Genomic DNA, 23,660 nt, shown 5'->3' with positions numbered 1-23,660 from the left:
CTTGCTCCGTGGCAACCTTGAGCGCGTGTTCAACGAGCGAGATCCGGAACGTCGAGCCTTGGCAATGAGCGAGCTGTTTTCAGCCGCCCCTGTCATGTACGAGCCCGACGGCGTCGTTGAAGGCCGTCTTGCCATCTCCCGCGTCGCGGGTGCGCTACTAGAACAGTTCGGGACAGACTTCTTTTTCAAACCGAACGGAGAAGCGTTGGGGCACCATGGACTGGGCTATTTGCGATGGTCCGCTGGCCCAGTAGGAGGCCCTGTCGTAATCAGTGGCGTCGACATTGTAGAGGTCATCCAGGGACGGATTGGGCGGCTGTGGGTAATGCTAGATCCCCCACTTTCGGCGCCCCGATAAGCTGTGCAAGACGGATGTGCGGCAGATGGAAGTCTAGCCATCGTACGTGAGGTACTGCTTCACCTCAGCTTTCCAGGACGTAGCGTTGGGGGTAGGCAGGGTTTTCGGCTTGCAGAATGACTTCGGTGTCCTTGCAGTACAGCCGCTTGCAAACAGGCTCGCCGTTGAGTGCGGCAATCACGATGTCGCCATGCCGCGCTTCTCGGCCTCGATCCACAAGCACCAGGTCACCGGAAAACAGGCCGGCGCCGGTCATGCTGTCGTCCTCGATCTTCACCAGGTACACATGCGGAGCGCGGATATTGAACAGCTCATCCAGGAAGATGTGTTTTTCCAGGTGATCGGCTGCCGAGGGCTTGAGTCACATAACCCCTTGAAAGTATGGGCTCAAGGCTTGGCCGCGTCTGAAACATTTAGAGATAGGTACATCCCAGAGCCGGTTCATGAACTGCGTCTACAGTTGCATTAGGCCTTCATAGAAGGGCTTTCCTGGACCGTGAGCAGGTTTCACGCCTGGATAACGACCAAAGCATTCCATAACCGTTAGGAAAAACGATTACGATGAGTCTGCGAAATCTCAGTATCGGTCCCCGTTCTGCCCTGTTCTTTGGCCTGGTGTGCGCCATGCTTATCGCCCTTGGGCTTGTCTCCCTTCAGCAAGCCCAGCAGCTGGATGAGGCTGAGCAGTTCGTGGAGCAGAACGTTGTCCCAAGCATCAGGCAATTAGGCATCCTGGAGCGTGAGTTTACGGCCATTCGTGGCAACAATGCTCGAGTACGTAATGCCGCTGAACCAGCACCGGCCCAAGCAAAGGCTGTCCAGGATCTTCAAAAAAGCAGAGCAGCCATTGATGAAGCCCTGACGCGAATGGATGGGCTTATCGTCACGCCCCAAGGGCGCGAAGCACTCGATGCATTGAAAAAGCTCGAGCAGTCCTATGATGTAAAACTCGATCACTACCTTGCCCTCATCACAGCCGGCCAAATAGACGCAGCCATGCAGTTTTCAGCCGATGAGCTGCGCACGAACGCTGAAGCTATCGATGCCATGCTTTCGAACCTTGTTGAAGTCAACCTGAACAAAGCTGCCAGGGCAGGAGAAGGCGCACGCGCGGCGTATAGCCAGGCTGTCGCGACCGTCACAGGCTTTATCATCGTAGGTGTACTGGTCAGTATCCTCCTGGCTTATCTGTTCACCCGAAGCCTCACAGTCCCTATTCGTCAGGCCCTTACCGCGGCCGAAGGCATTGCAGGTAACGATCTTCGTCAGCAGATCCAGGTTGAAGGCCGCGATGAACCTGCCCGCATGATGATGGCCATGTCCAGAATGCAGGACCAGCTACGTGAAGCCATCAGCATGATTGGAGACTCTGCAACGCATTTATCCGCCACAGCGGAAGAGATGCATGCTGTTACTGAAGACGCTTCGCACGGTCTGCAACGGCAGAACAGCGAGATTGAAATGGCCGCCACCGCCGTGACGGAGATGAGCGCAGCGGTAGATGAAGTTGCAGGTAACGCAGCGGCTGCTTCTCAAGCCACCGGTCAATCCAGCGCTGCGGCAGTGGACGGTCGTTTACGCGTCAGTGAAACCGTCGATGCCATCAACCGAATGGTGGCTACGGTCAAATCTACCTCTACAAACGTGGAAAATCTGGCAGAAAACACGCGTGCAATCAGCCAGGTTTTGGAAGTCATAAGAGCCATTGCTGAGCAAACCAACCTGCTGGCACTCAACGCTGCCATTGAGGCTGCGCGGGCTGGGGAAGCCGGTCGGGGCTTTGCTGTGGTGGCTGACGAAGTACGGGCATTAGCACACCGTACCCAGTCGTCGACACTGGAAATCGAGCAGATGGTGGGCCGCATCCAGACCGGTACCGAGGACGCTGTCAATTCAATGCACCACACCAATACACAAGCTCAGCAAACGCTCCAAAAGGCCCAGGATGCTGGCCAAGCACTCAACGTCATTACCGAATCCATCGAGCAGATCAACGAGCGCAATCTACTGATCGCTACGGCAGCCGAGGAGCAAGCCCAGGTGGCGCGTGAGGTGGACCAGAGCCTGGTCAGCATCCGCGACCTGTCCGGTCAAACGTCTGAGGGCTCACGTCAAACAACGATCGCCACTGCCGAGCTTTCGAAGCTGGCCGTGAACCTAAGCCAGCTAGTAGGGCGCTTCAAGATCTGACTCTTATGCTCCACGGGGAAGCAACCTGTGGAGCTACCTCTCATCCGATCCTCTGGTGCTTGGACTGGCAACAAGCCATATGTTCATGGTTGCCTGTTGGCCTGCAGTAAAGGGCTGGCTTTGCGCGCGTCTCAGTTGCGAAGCCTGCTTGCGGGATCACCGCTTTGGTGCTGAGCTTGGCAAGATCGATCGGCGCGACACCAAACGGTAAGCGCACCCTGAGTTACGCCAAGTCGTGGTGCATGAGCGGCCTACACCTTGCCCCATAACACCCCAGTGATACGAACGCCCAGCCTGTCTAGGTACATCTCATAAGTGGCGTCGCCTTTGGAATTTTTTTCCATGAGGGCTTCGCCTTTGGCTTCAAGTTTGCGGAATAAAAGCTCGGAAGCATCAAGGCGTTCGGGTGACTCTCCTTCCGTCATATGCCGGCGGTTTTGCTTATCGGTGTAGGTAATGTTGTACCAGTGCATGCTGGGTTTCTGGATCCATGAGTTAGCGGGCCGCTATTTGATACCCACTCTTTCACTTTTTTTCAACAGGTCGAGATGCGGGTGGTAAGCATGGCATGCCATATCTGCGCCAGCCGGCGCCAGACGTTGACCAAAGCAGCACGTCCGGCCTATCGCAAGGTCAAGGGTCTAATCACTTTCGGAGTAGGAATAGCGAGTCTGACCAGATGGAAGCCACGCACTTAGGCGATGGGCACCAGCAGGCTAAGCTCCAAGCCAACAGCAGAGACCAGGAGTGGCCGGGGCTCCGGCCGTGGTGGACGCCCCTGGCGACGTAAGTGCAAAGAGATCCTGCAACGTGATCTCTACACCTACCAGTGCTGCCACTTGGCAACCCTTGGCTTGAGGTCACCACATCCTCAACAAGGGGCAAGGTGGAACGGATGATGATTCGACCTGCAAAGCCTCTGCATCCCGTACCACAGGCTGAAGACAGCCTTGGAGTCGCACGCAGGTTGCTGCTGACCTAAGTGCCAAACGAGAACGACGTCGCTGCGCGGGCTGAATGGAGCCAGTTTCCGCCAAAATCTGCTGGATCGAAGAATGAATGCGATCGAACAGCCGGGCAATGGTTTGGAGAGTCACCCGCCCGCCAACGGTCCCAGATCAGAACCTTCTGCGTGTCGGTGTAGTAGATCTGAGGCCGTTGCTTCACTAGAAACACTCCTCGTGTGGGGTTACCTTTAGACCGTTGCATCCACCGGTTGAATCCACAGTCGATTGCTGCCTGTCACGAGCGACAACAATGAGCGGTCGGGATACTCGGTTTACCATAACAAACGCTATAAAAACTTCGCCTAAAAAAAGCTGCCAACAGCGCCTCCTCCCTTACGTCACAGCAAGCCGCCCAGAGCAGCACCTACCAGACCACCTTGAACGGTGCCAACGCTAAGCGGCAGCGGTCTATCAGGCCAGCGGATTGAACCTAGTTGCCGCTGCCATCGTGCTGCGGGCTACGGTCCACCGGTGCGGCCAACCCAAGAGCTGACTGAAGCCGGAAACCGATGAATACCGCCTGTATCAGTATCTGTCGCCGTTAGGCTGGAAGCACATCACCCTGATCGGCAATTAGCTCAAGCGGCACGGGCGCAAGCTCGAAGATGGAAAAATCAAGCCGCTACGCGAGCTTGGAAACCCCCTGCGTACGTTCTTATCCGAATTCTTTAGGCTCCCCCATCAAGCTTATGACCTACGGCTGACAGCGATTAAACACTCCAAGATCTTCCGAAAATTAGTGAAAGTGTTAGCGAATTCCACCGGTTTTTCTCCGTCGAGGCGAAGAACATCCTAGGCCCAACGACCTACGTTTGCCCTTTACCGTTACGGAGTGCCCACTATGAAAGCCATCGCCTACACCCAGCAAGGACTGCCTATCGAAGATCCCCGTTCGCTGATGGACATGGATCTGCCCAAACCGACCCCCGGCCCGCGGGACCTGCTGGTCGAGGTTCAAGCCATCTCGGTCAATCCGGTAGATACCAAGGTTCGCGCCCGGTCTGCTGCCACTGACCCTAAGGTGTTGGGCTGGGACGCGGTCGGCATCGTTCGTGAAACCGGCAGCGAGGTCAGTCTGTTCAAAGCGGGTGATGCAGTGTTCTACGCGGGCTCCCTGGCACGTCCTGGGAGTTACAGTGAGTTTCATGTGGTTGACGAACGTATTGTTGGCCGCAAGCCCAAGTCCCTGGACAATGCCCATGCCGCCGCACTACCGCTGACTACTATCACCGCCTGGGAACTGTTGTTTGATCGTCTTGGCGTTGCGCAGGGTGGCGGCGAAGGCGAAAGCCTGCTCATCATCGGCGCGGGTGGCGGCGTGGGTTCCATCCTGGTGCAACTCGCGCGTCAGCTGACCAAACTTACTGTCATCGGCACCGCCTCCCGAGATCAGACGCGTGACTGGGTCAAAGGCTTGGGTGCGCACCACGTGATCGACCACAGCCAACCGCTGGTCCAGCAACTGGAGACGATCGGCGTTGGCCAAGTGAGTCATGTCGCCAGCCTGACTCACACCGGTACCTACCTGCCCCAGATCGTAGAGGCGCTCCGCCCCCAGGGCCAACTGGCAGTCATCGACGATCCGGATGGGTTGGATGTCATGCCCCTGAAGCGCAAATCGCTGTCGCTGCACTGGGAACTGATGTTCACCCGCTCGCTGTACGAAACACCGGACATGATTGAACAGCATCATCTGCTCAACCGCGTTGCCGACCTGATCGACCAAGGCGTTCTGAAAACCACGCTGGGCGAGCATTTCGGCACCATCAATGCCGAAAACCTCCGTCGCGCCCATGCTCTGATCGAAAGCGGCAAGGCTACCGGCAAGCTCGTTCTCGAAGGCTTCTGACCTTTCAACATCATTCAACTCGCCTGCTTCGGCAGGTCAGCGAGCATTTCCATGTCCAAGAAAAACCGCTTTTATTTGGGTACCGCTCTTGCCGTCGCCGTAGCCGCCGCGAGCCAGAACAGCTTCGCAGCCGATACTCAGCCGCTGCCTATCGATGCTCCAGCGGAGAAACCTGTCGGCCAGCTGGAACAGGTATTTACCTTCCATGACGCAATGCCGACAGGCGTCACAGTCACTGAAAACGGTCGCATCTTTGTCAACTACCCGAAATGGGGAGATGACGTGCCGTTCACGGTCGGTGAAATTCGCGAGGGTAAGGTTGTCGCCTATCCCAATCCGGCATTCAACAAAGAGGACGCAAAGAACCCAGCCAAAGGGCTGATCAGCGTCCAAAGTGTTGTCGCCGATGGTAAGGGTCGCGTGTGGCTACTGGATACCGCAGCCCCCGGTTTCGCAGCGCCCAAACGGGGCGGCGCCAAGCTGGTCGCGGTAGACCTGGCTAGCAACAAGATCGTCAGGACACTGGTATTTCCGTCCAACGTGATTTTGCCGACCACCTATGTCAACGACATGCGCTTCGACTTCCGCGTCGGCAAGGAAGGCACGGTGTATGTTACGGACTCATCCATATCGGGTCCCGGCGCGATCATCGTGATGGACGTTGCCAGTGGCAAGGCAGTCCGCAGGCTGCATGGCGACAAATCGACGTCTCCGGATCCTGACTTCATTCCTGTGGTGGAAGGGAAGCAGGCGCTGATCACCAAAGGCCCGGACGGTTCGGCGAAAACACTGACCGTGGCATCCGATGGCATTGCCCTGTCAGCCGACGGGAAGACATTGTATTTCTGCCCGCTGTCCAGCCGTCATCTCTACTCGGTTCCGACCGACCTGCTGCGTGATCCAAATGTCAGCGAAGCTCAGTTGGCAGCTGTCGTGAAGGACCTGGGTGAGAAAGGCGCATCGGACGGACTTGAGGCTGACGCGAACGGCGCTGTGTATGCCGGTGACTACGAGCACAACAGCATCCGCAAGCGCCTGGCTAATGGAAGCTGGCAGACCATAGTCCACGATCCGCGTGTGCTGTGGCCAGACACCCTGTCCGTTGGGCCGGACGGATATTTGTATTTCACTGCAAACCAGCTCCAGCGTCAGGCCGGATTCCAGAACGGGAAGGATCTTCGCGACAAGCCCTACAGCTTGCTGCGGGTGAAGATCGACGCTGCGCCCGCGCCGACTTATTGATCCGGAGGCGACCATGAAACCTTTGATTCGTCTGGGCCACATTGATCTGAGCTTTCACGCTGCCAGCGCGGCTGTGGTGCAGCGCATTCTGGAACGTCACGGGTACACCGTGACACCCAGCGCCTCGCCTCATGAAAAGATGTTCCAGCGCTACGGCGCGGGGGAAGTGGACATGCTGGTTTCTGCCTGGCTGCCAGCCAGCCACGGCGGCTATCTAGCGCCATTTGCAGATGCGACCCGCCAGCTGGGCGTGCTCTATCAACCCTATTGCATTTGGGGTGTGCCTGAGTACGTGCCGGTTGAACGGGTGGCCAGTGTTAGCGACCTACTGCGCCCGGACGTCGCCACGAAGATGAGCCCTCTGATCCAGGGCATCAATCCCGGCGCGGGCATTAGTCGCTTCTCCCGGACCATCATCGAGCAATACGGCTTGGACATCGCTGGGTATCATTTTGAAAATGGCACACAGGAAGCATGTTTCACGCGTTTCGAGAACGCGGTGGAGCACCGCGAGTGGGTTGTCGTGCCTCTCTGGCATCCGCAGTTCCTGCACCACAGATATGATATTCGTGCATTAGCGGAGCCTACAGGGCTGCTAGGAGGTGAGGACAACGCCACGCTCATCGTGAAAGAGAGCGTGGCGCAACAGCTGCCCTCTGCTCTCCTGGACCAACTGACACGGCTTACGCTCGGAAATAATGTAGTCAGCGAGCTAGACCATCTGATCTGTCGAGAAGGCTTGTCTCCGCTGGAGGCCGCAGACCGCTGGCTGCTCCGAGGTTTCATGTAGTCCGGTCAATCTTGTTTAAAAAACTGCTACCAGTAGCCGCAAATTTTAACCAATGCCTTCCCTTTAGTTTCTTTCTTTCCTAACATGCCTGCTATTGCAAAGCCAATAAACTTAGGGAGCACATAGAAACCTTCGTCGCAGCGGGGAGAATCAGTGTACTAAAGTTCGGTATGCAATATGCAATAAAACGACTCAGCTATCTTTCTATAGGCTATTCTCATGAGCAATAACATCGGCATCTCAGCACCGCTTTATCTCGCTGCCACATTGAAGGCGACACAGGGCCATGAAGATAAATTGCTGGAAGCTTTGCAAGCATTGGTACCGCCATCAAGAGCGGAGGTTGGCTGTATCAAGTACGATTTGCATGTAGATACAACCCAATCAGCAATTTTTGTTGTGTATGAGATCTGGAAGAACCAGCAAGCCCTCGATCAACACGCATCTTCAAATCACTTTCAAACATTCCTGCAAGCGGCCGAGCCTCTTCTAGCAGCCCCGTTGGAGGTGAGAGTGCTGAAGCGGATCGACGCTTGAATGTAGGCTCCATCCACAGCGTCGGGGCGGGACGCTATGGATCGTAAGAACTCCAGCTTGGAAGCTGCCCATGCATGTTGGTGCTGCATAAGCGCGTGATGGGCTTGTCGTCGAAGCATTATCGGGAAAGAGCAACTCCCCACTCAGCCGCGAGCTTTTCTGAGCCGGTGATCAGCTTTGACCCTGATGCTCCCTGGCAAAACCGGAAACTCAGAAAGGTTTCAAAGGTATTTTTGCCCTTTCGTACGCGCTGTAGACGTGAATGCCGCGCAGACCGTTGTGAACAAATCCGAGGTCAGTTTTCTTTAATCCGAAGAAACTCTTCCTGCCCTACGTGGCTTCTGAGCCTTCTTTGGCGCGCCAGAATCGGGGCACCCTTGATCAAATACACCCAGAGGATTAGCCATGCATGCTCCCTGCCACCACATCAGCCGAATCAGGCATCTTGGGAATGCGATCAGTGCAGCTCTACTCATTGCATGGGAGCTGCAGAGTCGCTATCACTTCGGAGCTCGAAACATACACCAAGGTGGTGCAAGGGGGTCGACGAAACGAGGCGATGCTGAATTTCGTGAACGGATTTAGATAGCCTTTCTATCCAACCCGCCTCGCATCCCTGCGTATGGCTTGAGGGGGAACACCGAAGCCGCGAATAAACACCTCCCGCATATGCCGGCGATCTCTGAATCCGGTTTCCTGAGCCACTGTGTCCAGGCTGTGTCGGCTTTGCTCGATCATCAAACGCGCGGCCTCGAGGCGAAGATTTTCGACCGCCTTGGCAGGGGACTGTCCCGTTTCTGCGGTGAACACGCGAGTGAATTGCCTTGGGCTCAGGTGTACGACGTCAGCAAGCTCTTCCACACTCAGAGACCGATTCAAGTGCTTTCGCGCATAGTCCAGAGCGCTCTGGATGCGGTCTGACTTGGGCGACATCGACAGCAGCTCGGAATGCTGTGACTGGCCCCCTGAGCGGTGCTGGTGCATTACCAGCTTGTGGGCTACCGAGCGGGCAAGCTCTGTGCCCAGATCCTTTTCAACCATTCCCAGGGCCATATCAAGCCCTGCAGTCATGCCCGCCGAAGTCCATATAGGCCCGTCCACAATGAAGATTCGATCCTCCTCCACTTCGATGCTTGGATGCGACATCTTGAGTGCCTTGGCATAGGCCCAATGAGTGGTTGCACGCCTGTTATCTAACACCCCTGCCTGAGCCAGTACAAAACCACCCGTACAGATCCCGGCAACTCGTCGAGCGTTCTTAACAAACCCACGTACGCTGTTCAACACCTCATTGTCGGGTGGCGTCAGAGGCGTGAGCGTTCCTGCGACCATCCAGCTGTCAGCCAGGCCTGCGGACTCCAATGCGAGCGTTTCGACATGCATGCCAAGGGAAGAGCGAACGATGCCCCCTGCGTAGGAGAAATTCTGAATCCTGTAGACCTGTTCGCCAGCCACCATGTTGGCGAACTCAAACACTGCCTGGGTGGCGAGCGACATTACTTGAAAGCCGTCGGTTACCAAATAGCCCACTCGATGCATCAATACACTCCTTTCATCAATGTCCTAAAATAGCACCTTATACGTCGTTTAAGACAAATGGAATTTTACGCATCATGGCTCCACACCAAACGACGGAGTTGGACCATGACTCAGGAATACAAAGGCACCGCGCTGATTACAGGCGCTTCAACCGGCATCGGCTCGATCTACGCAGAGCGTCTGGCGCGACGCGGCTATGACTTGATACTGGTCGCTCGAAACCGAGACCGCCTCAATGCGCTAGCGAGCCGTATCACCACCGGCACCCAGCGCAGCGTGGAAGTTTTTCAGGCGGACCTGGCAAACACTACGGAACTGGCACGAGTGGAGCGCAAGCTGCGTGAGGATGCCAGCATCAATTTGCTGGTAAACAACGCGGGTATCGGTACACACACCCCTCTGCTTGAAAGCGATGTCGAGCGCATGGTCGAGATGATCAACCTCAACGTCGTTGCCCTGACCCGACTGACGTATGCCGCTGTTCCAGGCTTTGTCGCTCGCAAACAGGGCGCGGTGATCAACATTTCCTCCATCGTCAGCCTGGCCCCGGAACTGCTGAATGGCGTGTATGGCGGCACTAAAGCCTACGTCACCGCTTTCACGCAATCTCTGCACAAAGAGCTGTCCGGTCACGGCATCAGGATTCAGGCAGTGCTTCCCGGAGCAACCGCAACCGACTTCTGGCAGATCGGGGGCTTGCCGGTGGAGAACCTGGACCCCGGCATCGTGATGTCGGCCACCGATCTGGTAGATGGCGCCCTGAAGGATTTCGACGACGACGTGCTGATTTCCATCCCGTCGATGCATGACCTCGAGCAGTTCAAGCACTACGAAACCAGCCGGCAGGCGCTGTTCAATCACCTGTCCAGCAACCAGCTCGCTCCGCGTTATAACGCCAACTGATCAACCAGAAAGGATACGGATCATGAAAACCAGCGCTAACACCATCTTTATCACCGGCGGCACTTCGGGTATCGGCCGGGCCTTGGCCGAAGCATTCCACCAGCGGGGCAACACGGTGATCATCGCCGGCCGCCGTAAAGCGCTGCTCGATGAAATTGCCCAAGCCAACCCTGGCATCGACACTGTCCAGCTCGATATCAATGATGCCCAACAGATCAAGGATGTCGCCGCCCAGATCATCCGCCGTCACCCGTCACTTAACGTGGTCATCAACAACGCCGGCATCATGCCCTTTGACAACCCGGCCTCCGGTGATTACGACGATGAACAGGCGGTAGGTCTTCTGCAGACGAACCTGCTTGGCCCGGTACGGGTCAGCGCAGCCTTCGTGGAGCATCTCAAGCGCCAGCCCGAGGCGTACATCATCAACAACAGCTCCGTGCTGGCCTATCTGCCACTCGCCGCTACAGCCCTGTACTCGGCTACCAAGGCCGCCATTCATTCGTACTCGCTCTCGCAACGCTTCGCGCTGCGCGATACCAGTGTGAAGGTGCTGGAGATCGCGCCGCCATGGGTGGACACCGACCTGATCCATAAAAGTGGTGATGAACGCGCCATGCCACTGGATGAGTTCATTCAGGAAACGTTGGAAAAACTCGAAACGGCAACGACTGAAGTGCTGGTCGATCGCATCGTGCCTTTGCGTGCCAACCAAGGCCCGAACGAGCATGCCCTGATCAATCAATTCAACCAGTCCCTGGTTGAGAACCCGATCCCGGTTGCTTGAGTACACCACCACAGCCGATTTCAAAGGAACCAACTCATGACTCGCATTACCGCTCTGACCGTTGATCAAGCACCGGCGGCCGCCCGCTCTGCCCTGCAAGGTGTCGAAAAAAACCTGGGTTTCATCCCCAATGCGTTTGCGACACTGGCTCATTCACCTGCAGCCTTGGGGGGATACTTCGCCCTGGCCCAAGCCATGAACAAAAGCAGCCTGAGCCCCGCGGAGCGTGAAGCGACGGCGTTAGCAGCTTCCGAAGTCAATGGATGTGATTACTGTGTGGCCGCCCATAGCTATTTCGGGCATAAAGCAGGGCTGGACGCTGATCAGCTATTGGCGGCACGGGCCGGGACGCTCGATGGCGTCTCAGCCTTGGCCCGAGCAGTCACCCTGAACCGTGGGCAGCTCAATGATGAGCACCTCTCTACAGCAAGAGAGGCCGGGCTGGATGATGCCAAGATCGTTGATGTCATTGCCCAGGTGGCGTTGCTCACGCTGACCAACTACCTGAACAACGTAGCGAAAACGGACATCGATTTCCCGCCTAGAGCTTGATGGGCTTCGTTCGATGCTTGAGTCCTGCGGCAGGGTTTTTGAAACAGCGGCCTTGACCCCATCCAAATGCGGCCGCTTCACGTTCTGTTGCAGGACATGCGCTGCACAACTCATCTTCATCACCCCATCTTGTCGCTTGATGCCCTCGCAGCCTTTCTCCGGTTGATTGCAGGCATCAAGTCTTTTCCTGGAACGGACAAAATGAACACGCCTATTCCATCTTCGTCATTGCTCGCCTTGCGCTTACTAAGCCTGGCGTATTTTGTTCAGGCGGTTGGTGCTCTGTCGGTGGTGGGGAGCTTGGAAGCGATCTCCCAGGAATGGGCGCTCACTGCCTCTGAAGGCGCCTATCTGATCACCGTGTTCGGGATCACCTTCGCAGTGGCAGCGCCATTGCTGCAGGTAGCATTGGGGCACTTGCGGCGGCGTCAGCAGCTGTTGCTCGGGTTGTCCCTGTTTAGCATGGCTTCCATACTCTTCGCGTGCGCGCCTGACTACGAAGTACTGTTAGGGGCAAGGATTTTGATGGGCGTCGGTGCCGGCTTCATTGGCCCGGTGCTAGGTGCCTTGGGATCGAATCTTGTCGAGCGCGATCAGCAGGGCAGTGCCATTGCAATCGTTCTACTCGGCCTCAGCGTCGCCGGCTTGGCCGGGATGCCCATCACGGCCTGGCTGGCACAGGTGTGGGGCGCCCGCAACCTGTTTTTTGGCATTGGTCTCACGGGCATCGCAACGGCGCTCCTGGTCATCTGGTTGGTGCCGGATAAAGTCTCGGGGCAACGCGTGGTACCACGCGAGCTGCTTGCTCTTCTCACCGACGTCGGCTCGTTTTGCGCATTGTTGGTCGTGTTCTTCATGGCCATGGCAGTCTTCTCCACGTACGCTTTTCTCACCCCTATCATCCGCAATGACTACGCCGGCGACGCGGACGATGTTGCACTGGCCCTGACGGTACTTGGCGTTGCGGGCGTATTGGGAAACGTCTTCGTTACTCGCGCAGCTCGCTACCACAGTGCCTCCAGGATGCTATTGACTGGAATAGGGCTACTCGCCGCTGTTGTTTTCTACCTCTGGATCGCGCCTATGCGCCTCGCCTGGCTGATTGTCGCACTGGTTCCTTGGGCATTCGCGACCGATATCGTCTGGCCAAGCCAACAGAGACGAATGGTAGAGCTACGGCCAGATCAGCGGGGTATTGCACTGGCCCTGACGGCGTCCTTCCTGTTTTGCGGTATTGGACTTGGGTCAGCGATCGCTGGCTGGCTCTATCCTCTGTACGGCTATGCAGGCCTGTTGTGCGCCTCACTTTCATGCCTTGGGCTGGCATTGGTTTGCCTAACGTTATCGGAGCGTCATGCCAGGCTTTCTTCCAAAGGCGCGATAGCGTAGCCAAGCAGAGCCGCTATATGCGGATGAGTGCTGGCTATTCGAGGACAAACTTGCCAGTTCTCGCCGCATCACGCAGGCATTGTTGGAAACCTCGCTTGCAAGGTATCAAGACGACTACGCAGCATGCCATGCAACGCTTGCACTGCCGGCGAATACTGCTTGCGATGAGGGCACACCAGGTTCAACGGTGTGGGCTCGGTCGCATAGCCGGGCAGCAGGACCTCCAACCGTCCCATTTCGATATCGTCGTGTACATCCAGCCAGGATTTGTAGGCAACGCCTTCGCCCGCAACAGCCCAGCGCCGCACGATCTCCGCATCACTGCTGAACAAGGCGCCAGCAACTTCCACCGTTTGCTTACCCAGCCGCCAGCGGTCATACACGCGCCCATTGAGCGGGTAGAGCAGGCAGGCGTGCCGACGCAAGTCGGCCGGTACCTCAGGCCTGCCATTACGCGCCAGATACGCAGGCGCCGCCACCAGGACGCGATGGTTCCAAGGCGCAAGTGGCAAGGCTACATAGCTTGCGTCGTCGAACACGCCATAACGTAGCGCGACGTCGACCGGATCACGAAACACATCGGCTACCTGATCGGAGATCAGCAAGCGTAGGTTAAGGGCAGGGTGCTGACTGCGAAACTCCGATATCCAGGGCAACAGCAGGTTACGTCCCAGATCCGAAGGTGCAGAAATCTGCAGTACGCCTTGCAGTTGGGTACTTTCCCGACGCACTCGGTCCTGGCCTTCCTGCAGCGTCTCCAGCACCTCACGAGCAAACGGCAGGTACTGCTCACCCTCTGCAGTCAGGCGCAGGCTGCGCGTGGAACGAGCAAACAGACGAACATCCACATCACGTTCAAGACGCTTCACCGCAGCCGCGACCTGGCCCGGGAGAAGCCCAACTTCCCGAGCAACGTTGGAGAAGCTTCCCAGCGCAGCAGTGCGTACGAACAATTGTAGGTCTTCGAAACGAACCATTTGCACTCCATGAGTGAAAGTATTAGTGAATTTTGCGTCTTTTTCTCGAAATGAGGGTAGCGCAGAGTGGGCTCGCGTTTCGCTTCTAAGCCGTGGTTGCTACCGCACTTTTGATCGCCTGGACACCTGGTTGCACGCGTTCTGGAGGCAGTCACGCAATGCACAATCCCCATCAATATCACTACAGCAATGGAGAACTCACATGCACAGAACCCTGTCGGGAATTGTGGTTGCTTTTGCCTTGGCTACTGCTACAACGACTGCCATAGCTGCTGAGCCAACGTTGATTGAGCCCAATGTTCTTATTGCCGATCGAGCATTAACCACAGCGCAGGTAAAGGAGAGAATCCTACCAGCGCGCCGCTACGCCACCTTTTGGTCAAGCGGCGACGAGGCCTTGGCTACCAATGCGCTTTCGCCTGACTTTGTGGATCGGACACTACCTTCTGGTCGCTTACCCGGCGTGGCGGGAGCACTGGCAGCCTCCAGATCGTTTCGCGCCGCCGTCCCTGACTTGAAGTGTGAGGTTCAGCAGATGATCCTGAGTAGCGATCGAGTAATCTCACATTTGCGGTTCACAGGGCACTTCACCGGCACCTTCAACGGCGCCCATGGAAAAGGGCAGGCTGTAAACTTCATAGCAACCGACATCTACCGAATAGAGAAGGGCCGCATTGCTGAAAACTGGCACCTGGAAGACAACCTGACGTTTATGCAACAGATCGGGATGGTTTCGCCATCCGCATAGGGTCGAGCCCGCGAATGAGCAGCGATACCCGTTCGCGGGTTTCATGATCAGTGGCCGAAATGGGGCAGATGCAGACTTTCCCGAGCCCCCTGCAATACCCCGACAGGATTCAACATAACGCCCGATCTCACTATCCACCCCGCTTCGAACCCGCGTACTGTCTGCAGGTACCGAAGCCGCGAACGAGCCCTTCCACATATGGAGAAGATCGCTGGATCAGCATAGAACACCCTCACGACCGGCACGCTTTCCGCCTCGGCTGCGCTAACAGGCCGTGTTCTGTTGAGTGCCAGTTTTCTGCCCTCTGGCATCAGTAAGCTCAGCGCGCCGGCTGGCATGATCGGCTACATCGAATCGGTCGGCCTGCCATTCCCCACGCTGCCATTGGCGATTGCCATTTTGGTTGAAGCGGTCGGTAGCATCGCCCTGATCCTGGGATATTGCACACGTCTGGTAGCAGCCGGGCTTGCCGTCTTCAGCGTGGCCACCGCGCTCGCGTTCCACAATTAGCTGAGCGACCAGAACCAGTTCATCAACTTCTTCAAGAACCCGGCCATGGCGGGCGGGTTGCTGCAGGTCGCCGCCTTCGGCGCCGGGCGTTTCAGCCTGGATGCGCGTCGCGCCTAGTACCCTGAATTCCGTCCAATGCCTGACGCTGACTCCCTTGCTAGCGCACCAAGTCGCGGTGAAGGATGAAAGCGATTCGCGTAGCCCAGTAAGCATCGAAAGCTTTTCTGATCTGGATTAAGTTCGCCTCTAGGTTGAACGCTAAAGTCCTTGAGCCTTCACGGGTCTCCGTGGGCCATACAAGGAAAGCGATGATGCGAATTCTGATCGCCCTTGGTGGGAATGCGCTGCTTCGGCGAGGGCAGCCCATCAGCCTTCCTGCCCAACAAGCCAATGTTCAGCAGGCAATGGCGCGCATCGCTACCATCGTTGCCGACCATGAGCTCGTGATCACCTATGGTAACGGCCCGCAGATTGGACTCCTGGCGACCCAAACCGAAGGCATCGATGGCTTGGATGGTTACAGCCTTGACCTGCTCGGCGCCCTGACCGATGGCATGCTTGGCTACCTTATCGAGCAGGCGCTAGGTAATGAACTCAAGGCCACTCGGCCGTGCGCCACGTTACTCACCCGAGTGCTGGTGGAGAGTGGCGATCCGGCGTTTCAGCAGCCTGACAAGCCTATCGGCGCGGTGTACTCGCTACCTGAAGCGCAGCGCTTGGCGACAGTGAAGCACTGGGTTATCGCGCCGGATGGCAATGGCTACCGACGCGTGGTCGCCAGCCCGACACCCACCGAAATCCCTGAACTGCGCCCCATACGCTGGCTATTGAGCGAAGGCTGCATAGTGATATGCGCCGGTGGTGGGGGTATCCCGGTAATACGCGACCTCGAAGGGCGACTCAGCGGCGTGCAGGCCGTCGTGGACAAGGACCGCTGCTCCGCCTTGCTGGCTTCGCAACTGGACGCTGACCTGCTGATTTTAGCCACCGATGTGAGCAACGTTTATACCGACTGGGGTACACCCAGCGCGGTGGCCATCGGCCCTATCCACCCGCAGCGGCTGGAGCGGTTGCCGTTCGCCGCCGGATCCATGGCGCCGAAGGTTCAAGCCGCGTGCCAATTCGCCCGGTGCGGTAAAACCGCCGTTATTGGCTCGATTTCGGAAATCGAACAGCTGGTCTCGGGTTGCGCGGGTACACGTGTGAGCCTCGCTGCACAAGCGGATGCAGGCAGCCTCGATCGATAGAAACCTGCGTATGCCTACCCACAGGAGCACCCGCCATGAGTGATGTGTTGAGCTTGGACCTGTTGACCAAAATGGACGCCTATTGGCGCGCTGCAAATTATCTTTCGGTCGGGCAAATCTACCTGCAAGACAACCCTTTGTTGGATGAGCCGCTGAGCCTTGCTCACGTCAAGCCGCGCTTGCTCGGGCATTGGGGTACCACGCCGGGCTTGAATCTGCTGTATGTGCACCTCAATAGACTGATCAAGGCGCATGGCCTGAACATGATCCAGGTGGTAGGTCCCGGCCATGGCGGGCCAGGCCTGGTAGCCAATGCTTATCTGGAAGGTAGCTATAGCGAGCGCTACCCAGCCATCGAGCAGAACCGGCACGGTTTATACCGCTTGTTCAGGCAGTTCTCCTGGCCCTACGGCATTCCTAGCCATGTTGGCCCACAAACACCGGGCTCCATCCATGAGGGCGGTGAGTTGGGCTATTCCCTCGCCCACGCTTATGGCGCTGCGCTGGACAATCCGGACCTCCTTGTGACGTGTGTCATCGGTGACGGTGAGGCGGAAACTGCCGCGCTGGCAACCAGCTGGCACTCTAACAAGTTCCTGAATCCGGTGAGCGATGGCGCGGTCTTGCCTATCCTCCATCTTAATGGCTACAAAATCGCAAATCCTAGCCTACTGAGCCGTATCAGCCATGAGGAACTGGGCCATCTGATGCGTGGCTATGGTTACGAGCCGCACTTTGTCTCGGGGAGCGATCCCGCATTGGTTCATCGGCAACTGGCATCGACCCTGGACGCGATATTGTTGCGGATCAAGGATATTCAGGATCGGGCGCGGTCCTGCGCGGACAAGCAGCCTGACCGGCCCAGATGGCCGATGCTGGTACTGACCACCCCGAAGGGCTGGACAGGCCCTGCGGTGGTTGATGGACTGCAGGTGGAAGGGACTTGGCGGGCCCATCAGGTGCCCTTGTCTCGCCTTGATGAACCTGAGCACTTGGCGCAATTGGAGCGATGGTTGCTGAGCTACCGGCCCAAGGAGCTGTTTGACCACAACGGTCGGCTATGGCCGGAATTGGCGGAGCTTGCTCCAACCGGCCATCACCGTATGAGCGCAAATCCCTGTGCCAATGGCGGCACGTTGCTCAAGCCGCTGGCAATGCCAAGCCTTCATACGCATGCGCTCACTGTCAGACACCCTGGCGAAGCTCGTGATCAGGCCACCGTGAGGCTAGGCCGCTTTCTGGCTGAGGTGATGGTCCTGAACGAGGGAGATAGTAATTTCCGGTTGTTTGGCCCTGACGAAACGGCTTCCAACCGGCTCGACGCCGTGTTTGAAGTGACGGACAAACAGTGGATGGGCTCGATACAGGAGCAGGATATACATCTGTATCCAGAAGGGCGGGTGATGGAAGTGCTCAGCGAGCACTTGTGCCAAGGCTGGCTGGAGGGGTACCTGCTGACAGGGCGGCATGGCTTATTTGCCTGCTACGAGGCCTTCATTCCTATTGTCGATTCCATGGTCAACCAGCACGCCAAGTGGCTGAAGGGCTGTAATGAAGTGCCTTGGCGCGTGCCTGTGGCTTCGCTCAATTACCTGCTCACGTCTCATTTGTGGCGACAGGACCACAATGGTTTCTCCCACCAGGACCCCGGCTTTCTTGATCATGTCGCCAGCAAGAAAGCGGACGTGGCTCGGCTTTACCTGCCGCCGGATGCCAATTGCTTGTTGGCTGTCGCCTCCCATTGCCTGCGTAGCCGCAACATGATCAATGTCATAGTCGCAGGCAAGCAGCCGGAGTGGCAGTGGTTAGGCATGGATGCGGCGGTCATGCATTGCATGGCAGGGGCCAGCGTGTGGGAGTGGGCAAGCAATGGGCACCTGGAACCTGATGTGGTGATGGCGTGTGCCGGCGACGTACCCACATTGGAAACCTTGGCCGCCGTGACGCTCCTACGCCAGCAGGCGCCCGGCTTGCGGATCCGGGTCGTCAATGTAGTGGACCTGATGGTGCTTCAGGGCCGCCATGAACATCCTCACGGATTGGACGATGCCGCATTTGAGTCGCTGTTCACGCGACATCAACCCGTTATCTTTGCTTTTCACGGTTATCCCACGTTGGTGCATCGGCTGATTCACCGCAGGCCTAATGCTCAGAACTTCCATGTCCATGGCTACCAGGAGGAAGGTACCACAACGACTCCGTTCGACATGGCCGTGCTCAACGAGCTGGACCGCTTCCGGCTAGCGCTCGATGCCATCGAGCGGGTGTACGCCACCGGAGTAACTGTGGAGCAGGCTCGAGACTGGTACTGGGCTGCCCTGCAGCGTCACTCCCACTACATAGCCGAGCACGGCTGCGACATGCCCGAAATCGAAGGCTGGCGCTGGACAGCGAGGGACACTCGAGGTCAGCCATGAAGTCTAGTGAAGTACCCAACGCAGCGAGTGGCGGCGAGGAGGCGTATTGGTCTGTACCCATCAAAACTTTGTGGCGGACCTTCCAGAGTTCAGCCGATGGGCTGAGTTCTGAAGAGGCGGCTGCCCGCCAGGCAGGGTTGAGGACTGGGATATGCAGTGACTGCACAAGGCGACAAACATGCGTTTACAAGGTCAGCGTGTCCGCCTGTGGTGTTGAGCCAGCTTCACCGTTTCTATGACAGCAATCGGATACCCGGCGCAAACGGCAATCAGTAACCAATCCTGCATATTGAGCGCAACCGTGCGCAAAAACTGCTGTAGAGCAGGCACATAAACTGCGGCGATCTGCATCAGCGTGCAGCCTATGACGGCGCTCCAAAGCCACAGGTTGATGCTCGACAAACCGAAGGCAGATCGCGTGCGTGATCGAGCATTGAACGTGTGCACAATCTGCACCAGGGCTAATGTAGTGAAGGCGATGGTCATGGCGTGGGAGAGGCCCTCGGCATCGGCACCATAGAGCGCCAGCGCCGAACCAAAGGCCACCAGCGCAGCGCTTGCCAATACCACTGCCTGCCAGATGATAAGCCAGGCAAAGGCCGGGGTTACCAGAGGCTCCGCGGGGTTCCGCGGCTTGAGGCGCATGACGCCGGGTGCTGCGGGTTCAAGCGCGAGCGCAAGTGCCGGAAAGATATCCGTGAACATGTTCAGCCATAGCAGTTGCAACGCCAGCAGCGGCAACGGCCAGCCAAGGGCCAGCGTAGCGCTTACCAACAGTATTTCGGCCAGGTTGCAGGAAAACAGGTAATGAACAAAGCGGCTGATATTGGCGTAAACGATGCGGCCCTGTTCAACCGCGCCGACAATCGTTGCGAAGTTATCATCGGTAATGACCATATCCGCCGCTTCCTTGGCCAACTCACAACCTTTCTGTCCCATGGCTACGCCGATATCCGCTCGTTTCAAGGCTGGCGCGTCATTTATCCCGTCGCCCGTCACGGCCACTATGGCACCTTGGGTCTGGAGATTTTCGACGATCCGCAACTTGTGCAATGCCGACACTCGAGCAAATACCGAAGCGCGACCCAGGACGCTGCGCCATCCTTCTGGATCCAGCTCGTCCAAGTCCTTTGCATGAATGGTCCGCGCTCCAGCATCTTCGGCTGAGACCATTCCCAATTGGGTAGCAATCCGAGCGGCGGTGGGCTGCTGATCGCCAGTCATCATGAGGATGCGGATTCCTGCATCACTACACGTCTGGATCGCCGGTTTGGCCTCGTCGCGTAAAGGGTCGGTCATCCCGACCAAGCCTACGAAGATCAAGCCCTCGATAGGCCCTGGCCTTTCTTCAGTCGCCACTATGTTCGCTGCCCGTTCGGTATAGGCCAAGCCTAATACCCTAAGGCCTGTCTGTGCCAAGTGCACGTTGGTCTGCTCCCATCGCGCCCGCTCCCTATGACCCAGAAGCGCGATACCCGAAGCTGTAAATTGCCACCCGCAAAGGGCCAGTAGCGTACCGGGCGAGCCTTTGACGCAGACAAGCCGCTGGTTGCACGCGGTCTTATGGACGGTGGCCATGTACTTGTAGTCGCTGGAAAACGGTATCTCGGCCACACGGGGAAGGGTTGCTCTAGCGGCTTGGGGGCCTATCTTGCTGCGTTCTGCCCAAAGCAGCAGCGCCCCCTCGGTAGGGTCTCCCGATGCTAAAAGCTGGCCGTGGCTTTCGTAGACGGCCGCGTCATTGCACAGCAGCGCCACCTGCAGGGCCTTGTTCAACTCGGGATGGTGGGCGGCTTCAGCAAACGGCAGGCTATGTTCGCCACCGTCCAGCCGAGCCTGGTCGCCCTGCGCAGTAAATGACCATTGGCCCGCATGGGAAACGAGCGTTGTCACGGTCATTTCGTTCCGCGTCAGGGTGCCGGTTTTGTCTGTGCAAATGACCGTTGTGGCGCCTAAGGTCTCCACCGCGTCCAGGCGCTTGAGCACCGCGCCGCGCTTTGCCATGCGTTGCATGCCGATGGCCAGTGTCATGGTAGCGACAGCGGGCAGGCCTTCCGGCACTGCGGCAATAGCCAAGGCAATGGCCACTTCTAGCACATACAGGGCGTCATAGCCTCTGAGCCATCCACCCAGGGCAACAAGCGAGCAGATGCCCAATACCACCAATACCAAGAGCTTGCCCAGTTGATCCAGTTGCAGTTGCAGGGGCGTAGGTCGATCCTCCGCGGACTTCATGAGCGCGCCGATACGGCCCATCTCAGTGAAGCTGGCGGTTTCGGTAATCAGCATCTGTCCGCGGCCCTGCAGCACGATGGTCCCCAGGTAGGCCATGTTGCAGCGATCACCCAGCGGGGTGCGCAGTGCCAATTGCACGGTGCTTTGCTTGGAGGAGGGGACAGATTCACCCGTCAGGGTGGCCTCCTCGATAGTCAACCGGTTGCTGGCCACGATACGTCCGTCGGCAGGAACCTTGTCCCCCTCCGTGAGGACCACAAGGTCCCCCGGGACAAGCGTCGAAGCAGGAAGGCTTTGTTCCTGTCCGTCGCGTATCACCCGCGCCACGGGCACCTGAAGATCCCGAAGGGCGTCCAAGGTGGAGCGCGCTTTCCATTGAGTGAAAAAGCCAATCAAGCCGTTGAACACCACGACTATCGCGACGGCACCGCCCTCGACGATATCTCCCATGGCCCACGAGACCGTGGCCGCCGTGATGAGCAATACGACAACCAGGCTCTTGAACTGCTGGGCGAATAACACCAGCAAAGGTGTCGTCCCCTGGCCGGGCAGCGTATTGGGGCCGTATTGTTCCAACCTTGCAACGGCGTGTGGCGTGCTCAGGCCTTCATTGAGGTCGGTTACCAGCCTGGCGCTGACCTCGCCTGGATCCTGCGCATGCCAAGGCGCAGGAAGCGGCGGCTCCTGAATGTCCCTCTTACTGGCCGACTGCTGATCTGCCTGGCTCACACGCTGAGCGTACTCTCGGGCGCTTTATACAGCACAAACTCTGCGGTACCTCCGAGCCATTTTTCCAGGCCATGGCGATGGGTCCGGCCGATGACGACGATATCCATCTCCTGCTCGGTCGCGAAATGGCAGATCACACTCCCCGGGTGGCCTGTCAGGAAGTGGCAATGAACGGGCGCGATGCTGTACTGCTCGGCGATTTCATCAAACGCAGCCCGTTCCTTGGCCTGCAGTTTTTCGAACAGGTCCGTGGCATACGCGATGTCGGTCATGCCATAGCCCCACTCGCTGACTTCCGGCGAATAGAAATTATGAGCGTGCAACAGGTGAAGTTCGGCACCGCACTGCAGCGCCAGGTTCGCCGCCTCTGTGATTACCCTATGGTTGGCGGCCCGGGTTGCATCGTCTGGACGGGAAACGTCGACGGTCGCCAGGATACGCCTGGGTAACGGATGGTACGCATGGCTGACGAAGTGAACCGGACAAGGGCTTTCCCTCAACAGCTTGATGTCCCGGGTAGTGAACAGCGCACGCTTGATGGTGGACTCCACCTCCAGGTCTTTGATCAGTAACGTGGCAGGCAATTCCCGTGCGTGAACCAAGGCTTCTGTCAGAGCGTCCTGGCCCCATAACACCTCGACAGTGACCTGTATGCCACCCTGACGGAGGTCTCCGGCCTGGGTGTCCAGCCACTTGCGGTGGCGTTCTAGATACCCTTTCCGGATCTGATCCTGAGCGTCCGAGTCGATCAGGGCTGCGGTGGCAAGGTCAGGCAAGTAGTCAAAGGCAACCAAATGAAGCGAAGCACCCGTGGCGGTCGCCAGGGCCATGGCTCGATGCAAGGCCGGGGTGGCTTTCATTTGCCTCGGAGCGATGAACAAGATGCGCGGTTGGGTGGTCATGGGATCGGCTCCTTGTACAAGGCTCCGCGGTTCGAAGCCATGTGCCAAGTGTGCATACGGTAACTCCAGCACGATTGATCCAGATCAGACCCCACCCTCACAGGTGGCTTAAAACGGATCAGGCAGTTGTTACTCACCCCAGGGAGCGATGCTATGTCTACCGCCAGCCAGAATCAGGATTCGATATCAAAACTGAGCCATGCCCAGACAGGTGAGCACTGGATCGAGGCATTGGCTCACCATCGGCATGCCTTGATCCGTCCGCTCACGCCCGAGGATAGGGAACGGGAGTTTCAATTCATCCGCCACCTGTCACCGGAGTCGAAGCGGGGAAGGTTCCTTGGCACAGTGAGCGATCCAAGCCCCAGCCTGATGCAGCAAATGATGGAAGTGGATCACGCTCAGCGCGAAGCCTATGTGGCCCTGGCCTATGTTGACGGCGAATTGCGCGAGGTGGGGATCGCCCGATATGCCGGTCAATTCCCGGACCCGAGCTGTGAATGCGCAGTGACAGTGGCTGATGCCTGGCAACGGTGTGGCTTGGGGCATCAGCTGATGGTCCACCTCATGGAAGCCGCGCGGCGAAACGGTTTCACCCGCATGGTTTCCGTTGATCTGGCCAATAATGTGCCGGCTGATCGGCTGTTCAGGCGGCTGGGGTTCAGCCGAAAATTCGCTGAAGGCTCGTATCAGGAAGTCGTGCACGAGATCCAGTTGTAGGTGTCGCTGCCCCGCAGCGCACCGGGGAACCG

At 57.7% G+C, this 23,660-nt stretch carries 18 protein-coding genes and 3 pseudogenes; 15 read left to right on the top strand and 6 right to left on the bottom strand.

What is annotated here, in order from left to right:
* Positions 1 to 422: 422 nt before the first annotated feature.
* Positions 423 to 707, bottom strand: a pseudogene (locus G7016_RS08525) (LexA family protein); the annotation flags it as partial.
* Positions 708 to 919: 212 nt separating this feature from the next.
* On the opposite strand from G7016_RS08525, the pseudogene G7016_RS25540 reads away from it, so the two are divergent.
* Positions 920 to 1,459 (top strand): annotated as a pseudogene (locus G7016_RS25540) (MCP four helix bundle domain-containing protein); the annotation flags it as partial.
* 204 nt (positions 1,460 to 1,663) lie between these two features.
* Complete coding sequence (locus G7016_RS25535) at positions 1,664 to 2,548, top strand: methyl-accepting chemotaxis protein (RefSeq protein ID WP_375139244.1); 885 nt, start codon at positions 1,664 to 1,666, stop codon at positions 2,546 to 2,548.
* 251 nt (positions 2,549 to 2,799) lie between these two features.
* Here the strand turns inward: G7016_RS25535 and G7016_RS08515 are convergent, their stop codons facing one another.
* Positions 2,800 to 3,021, bottom strand: coding sequence for a hypothetical protein (locus G7016_RS08515; RefSeq protein WP_181112746.1), 222 nt, complete (start codon positions 3,019 to 3,021; stop codon positions 2,800 to 2,802).
* A gap of 1,375 nt (positions 3,022 to 4,396) precedes the next feature.
* On the opposite strand from G7016_RS08515, the gene G7016_RS08510 reads away from it, so the two are divergent.
* The 4 genes from G7016_RS08510 (at position 4,397) to G7016_RS08495 (ending at position 7,973) form a co-directional block, all read left to right on the top strand.
* Positions 4,397 to 5,404 (top strand): zinc-binding alcohol dehydrogenase family protein, encoded by a 1,008-nt coding sequence (locus G7016_RS08510; RefSeq protein ID WP_181112744.1) that lies wholly within the window; start codon positions 4,397 to 4,399, stop codon positions 5,402 to 5,404.
* A 51-nt stretch (positions 5,405 to 5,455) separates the two neighbouring features.
* Entirely contained in the window at positions 5,456 to 6,646 is a 1,191-nt protein-coding gene (locus G7016_RS08505; protein WP_181112743.1) for an L-dopachrome tautomerase-related protein, read from the top strand.
* Between the two features lie 13 nt (positions 6,647 to 6,659).
* The gene (locus G7016_RS08500; RefSeq protein ID WP_181112741.1) at positions 6,660 to 7,436 is read left to right on the top strand and encodes a glycine betaine ABC transporter substrate-binding protein; all 777 of its coding nucleotides are present in this window, start codon (positions 6,660 to 6,662) and stop codon (positions 7,434 to 7,436) included.
* 219 nt (positions 7,437 to 7,655) lie between these two features.
* Positions 7,656 to 7,973, top strand: a complete 318-nt coding sequence (locus G7016_RS08495) for a putative quinol monooxygenase (RefSeq protein WP_181112739.1) — start codon at positions 7,656 to 7,658, stop codon at positions 7,971 to 7,973.
* Between the two features lie 594 nt (positions 7,974 to 8,567).
* Here the strand turns inward: G7016_RS08495 and G7016_RS08490 are convergent.
* Positions 8,568 to 9,512: a GlxA family transcriptional regulator gene (locus G7016_RS08490; RefSeq protein ID WP_181112737.1), complete on the bottom strand. Its 945-nt coding sequence runs from the start codon at positions 9,510 to 9,512 to the stop codon at positions 8,568 to 8,570.
* Between the two features lie 105 nt (positions 9,513 to 9,617).
* Between G7016_RS08490 and G7016_RS08485 the strand changes: the two genes are divergently transcribed.
* The 4 genes from G7016_RS08485 to G7016_RS08470 all read left to right on the top strand — a co-directional run bounded on the left by G7016_RS08485 (position 9,618) and on the right by G7016_RS08470 (position 13,143).
* Entirely contained in the window at positions 9,618 to 10,415 is a 798-nt protein-coding gene (locus G7016_RS08485; RefSeq protein ID WP_181112735.1) for an SDR family NAD(P)-dependent oxidoreductase, read from the top strand.
* Positions 10,416 to 10,437: 22 nt separating this feature from the next.
* The gene (locus G7016_RS08480) at positions 10,438 to 11,202 is read left to right on the top strand and encodes an SDR family oxidoreductase (protein ID WP_181112733.1); all 765 of its coding nucleotides are present in this window, start codon (positions 10,438 to 10,440) and stop codon (positions 11,200 to 11,202) included.
* Between the two features lie 36 nt (positions 11,203 to 11,238).
* Positions 11,239 to 11,754: a carboxymuconolactone decarboxylase family protein gene (locus G7016_RS08475; RefSeq protein ID WP_181112731.1), complete on the top strand. Its 516-nt coding sequence runs from the start codon at positions 11,239 to 11,241 to the stop codon at positions 11,752 to 11,754.
* Positions 11,755 to 11,955: 201 nt separating this feature from the next.
* Positions 11,956 to 13,143, top strand: coding sequence for an MFS transporter (locus G7016_RS08470; protein WP_181112727.1), 1,188 nt, complete (start codon positions 11,956 to 11,958; stop codon positions 13,141 to 13,143).
* Between the two features lie 68 nt (positions 13,144 to 13,211).
* On the opposite strand, the gene G7016_RS08465 is transcribed toward G7016_RS08470, so the two are convergent.
* On the bottom strand, positions 13,212 to 14,120 hold the full coding sequence (locus G7016_RS08465; RefSeq protein WP_181112725.1) for a LysR family transcriptional regulator: 909 nt from the start codon (positions 14,118 to 14,120) through the stop codon (positions 13,212 to 13,214).
* Between the two features lie 202 nt (positions 14,121 to 14,322).
* Here G7016_RS08465 and G7016_RS08460 point away from each other — a divergent pair, with 202 nt between their 5' ends.
* The 4 genes and pseudogenes from G7016_RS08460 to G7016_RS08445 all read left to right on the top strand — a co-directional run bounded on the left by G7016_RS08460 (position 14,323) and on the right by G7016_RS08445 (position 19,042).
* Positions 14,323 to 14,868 (top strand): ester cyclase, encoded by a 546-nt coding sequence (locus G7016_RS08460; protein ID WP_181112723.1) that lies wholly within the window; start codon positions 14,323 to 14,325, stop codon positions 14,866 to 14,868.
* 252 nt (positions 14,869 to 15,120) lie between these two features.
* A pseudogene (locus G7016_RS08455) lies at positions 15,121 to 15,495 on the top strand (DoxX family protein); the annotation flags it as partial.
* Positions 15,496 to 15,689: 194 nt separating this feature from the next.
* On the top strand, positions 15,690 to 16,625 hold the full coding sequence (locus G7016_RS08450) for a carbamate kinase (protein WP_181112721.1): 936 nt from the start codon (positions 15,690 to 15,692) through the stop codon (positions 16,623 to 16,625).
* Positions 16,626 to 16,660: 35 nt separating this feature from the next.
* Positions 16,661 to 19,042 (top strand): phosphoketolase family protein, encoded by a 2,382-nt coding sequence (locus tag G7016_RS08445; RefSeq protein ID WP_181112719.1) that lies wholly within the window; start codon positions 16,661 to 16,663, stop codon positions 19,040 to 19,042.
* Between the two features lie 192 nt (positions 19,043 to 19,234).
* On the opposite strand, the gene G7016_RS08440 is transcribed toward G7016_RS08445, so the two are convergent.
* Together G7016_RS08440 and G7016_RS08435 are read right to left on the bottom strand one after the other, a co-directional pair.
* Positions 19,235 to 22,006, bottom strand: a complete 2,772-nt coding sequence (locus G7016_RS08440; RefSeq protein ID WP_181112717.1) for a cation-translocating P-type ATPase — start codon at positions 22,004 to 22,006, stop codon at positions 19,235 to 19,237.
* A complete protein-coding gene (locus G7016_RS08435; RefSeq protein WP_181112715.1) occupies positions 22,003 to 22,908 on the bottom strand; it encodes a universal stress protein in 906 nt (301 codons plus the stop codon). Before G7016_RS08435 ends, G7016_RS08440 begins: the two co-directional genes overlap by 4 nt.
* Positions 22,909 to 23,061: 153 nt before the next feature.
* Here G7016_RS08435 and G7016_RS08430 point away from each other — a divergent pair, with 153 nt between their 5' ends.
* Positions 23,062 to 23,628 (top strand): GNAT family N-acetyltransferase, encoded by a 567-nt coding sequence (locus G7016_RS08430; protein WP_181112713.1) that lies wholly within the window; start codon positions 23,062 to 23,064, stop codon positions 23,626 to 23,628.
* The last annotated feature ends 32 nt before the right edge of the window (positions 23,629 to 23,660 follow it).

This window comes from Pseudomonas japonica (genome assembly GCF_013522925.1).
GTDB classification, from domain to species: Bacteria; Pseudomonadota; Gammaproteobacteria; order Pseudomonadales; family Pseudomonadaceae; genus Aquipseudomonas; species Aquipseudomonas japonica_A.
This window is presented reverse-complemented; position numbering and strand designations above follow the sequence as displayed.

Coding starts and splice junctions, on each gene's coding strand:
- G7016_RS25535 (WP_375139244.1), top strand. CDS start 1,664: ATGATGATGGCCATGTCCAGAATGCAGGACCAGCTACGTGAAGCCATC.
- G7016_RS08515 (WP_181112746.1), bottom strand. CDS start 3,021: ATGCACTGGTACAACATTACCTACACCGATAAGCAAAACCGCCGGCAT.
- G7016_RS08510 (WP_181112744.1), top strand. CDS start 4,397: ATGAAAGCCATCGCCTACACCCAGCAAGGACTGCCTATCGAAGATCCC.
- G7016_RS08505 (WP_181112743.1), top strand. CDS start 5,456: ATGTCCAAGAAAAACCGCTTTTATTTGGGTACCGCTCTTGCCGTCGCC.
- G7016_RS08500 (WP_181112741.1), top strand. CDS start 6,660: ATGAAACCTTTGATTCGTCTGGGCCACATTGATCTGAGCTTTCACGCT.
- G7016_RS08495 (WP_181112739.1), top strand. CDS start 7,656: ATGAGCAATAACATCGGCATCTCAGCACCGCTTTATCTCGCTGCCACA.
- G7016_RS08490 (WP_181112737.1), bottom strand. CDS start 9,512: ATGCATCGAGTGGGCTATTTGGTAACCGACGGCTTTCAAGTAATGTCG.
- G7016_RS08485 (WP_181112735.1), top strand. CDS start 9,618: ATGACTCAGGAATACAAAGGCACCGCGCTGATTACAGGCGCTTCAACC.
- G7016_RS08480 (WP_181112733.1), top strand. CDS start 10,438: ATGAAAACCAGCGCTAACACCATCTTTATCACCGGCGGCACTTCGGGT.
- G7016_RS08475 (WP_181112731.1), top strand. CDS start 11,239: ATGACTCGCATTACCGCTCTGACCGTTGATCAAGCACCGGCGGCCGCC.
- G7016_RS08470 (WP_181112727.1), top strand. CDS start 11,956: ATGAACACGCCTATTCCATCTTCGTCATTGCTCGCCTTGCGCTTACTA.
- G7016_RS08465 (WP_181112725.1), bottom strand. CDS start 14,120: ATGGTTCGTTTCGAAGACCTACAATTGTTCGTACGCACTGCTGCGCTG.
- G7016_RS08460 (WP_181112723.1), top strand. CDS start 14,323: ATGCACAGAACCCTGTCGGGAATTGTGGTTGCTTTTGCCTTGGCTACT.
- G7016_RS08450 (WP_181112721.1), top strand. CDS start 15,690: ATGCGAATTCTGATCGCCCTTGGTGGGAATGCGCTGCTTCGGCGAGGG.
- G7016_RS08445 (WP_181112719.1), top strand. CDS start 16,661: ATGAGTGATGTGTTGAGCTTGGACCTGTTGACCAAAATGGACGCCTAT.
- G7016_RS08435 (WP_181112715.1), bottom strand. CDS start 22,908: ATGACCACCCAACCGCGCATCTTGTTCATCGCTCCGAGGCAAATGAAA.
- G7016_RS08430 (WP_181112713.1), top strand. CDS start 23,062: ATGTCTACCGCCAGCCAGAATCAGGATTCGATATCAAAACTGAGCCAT.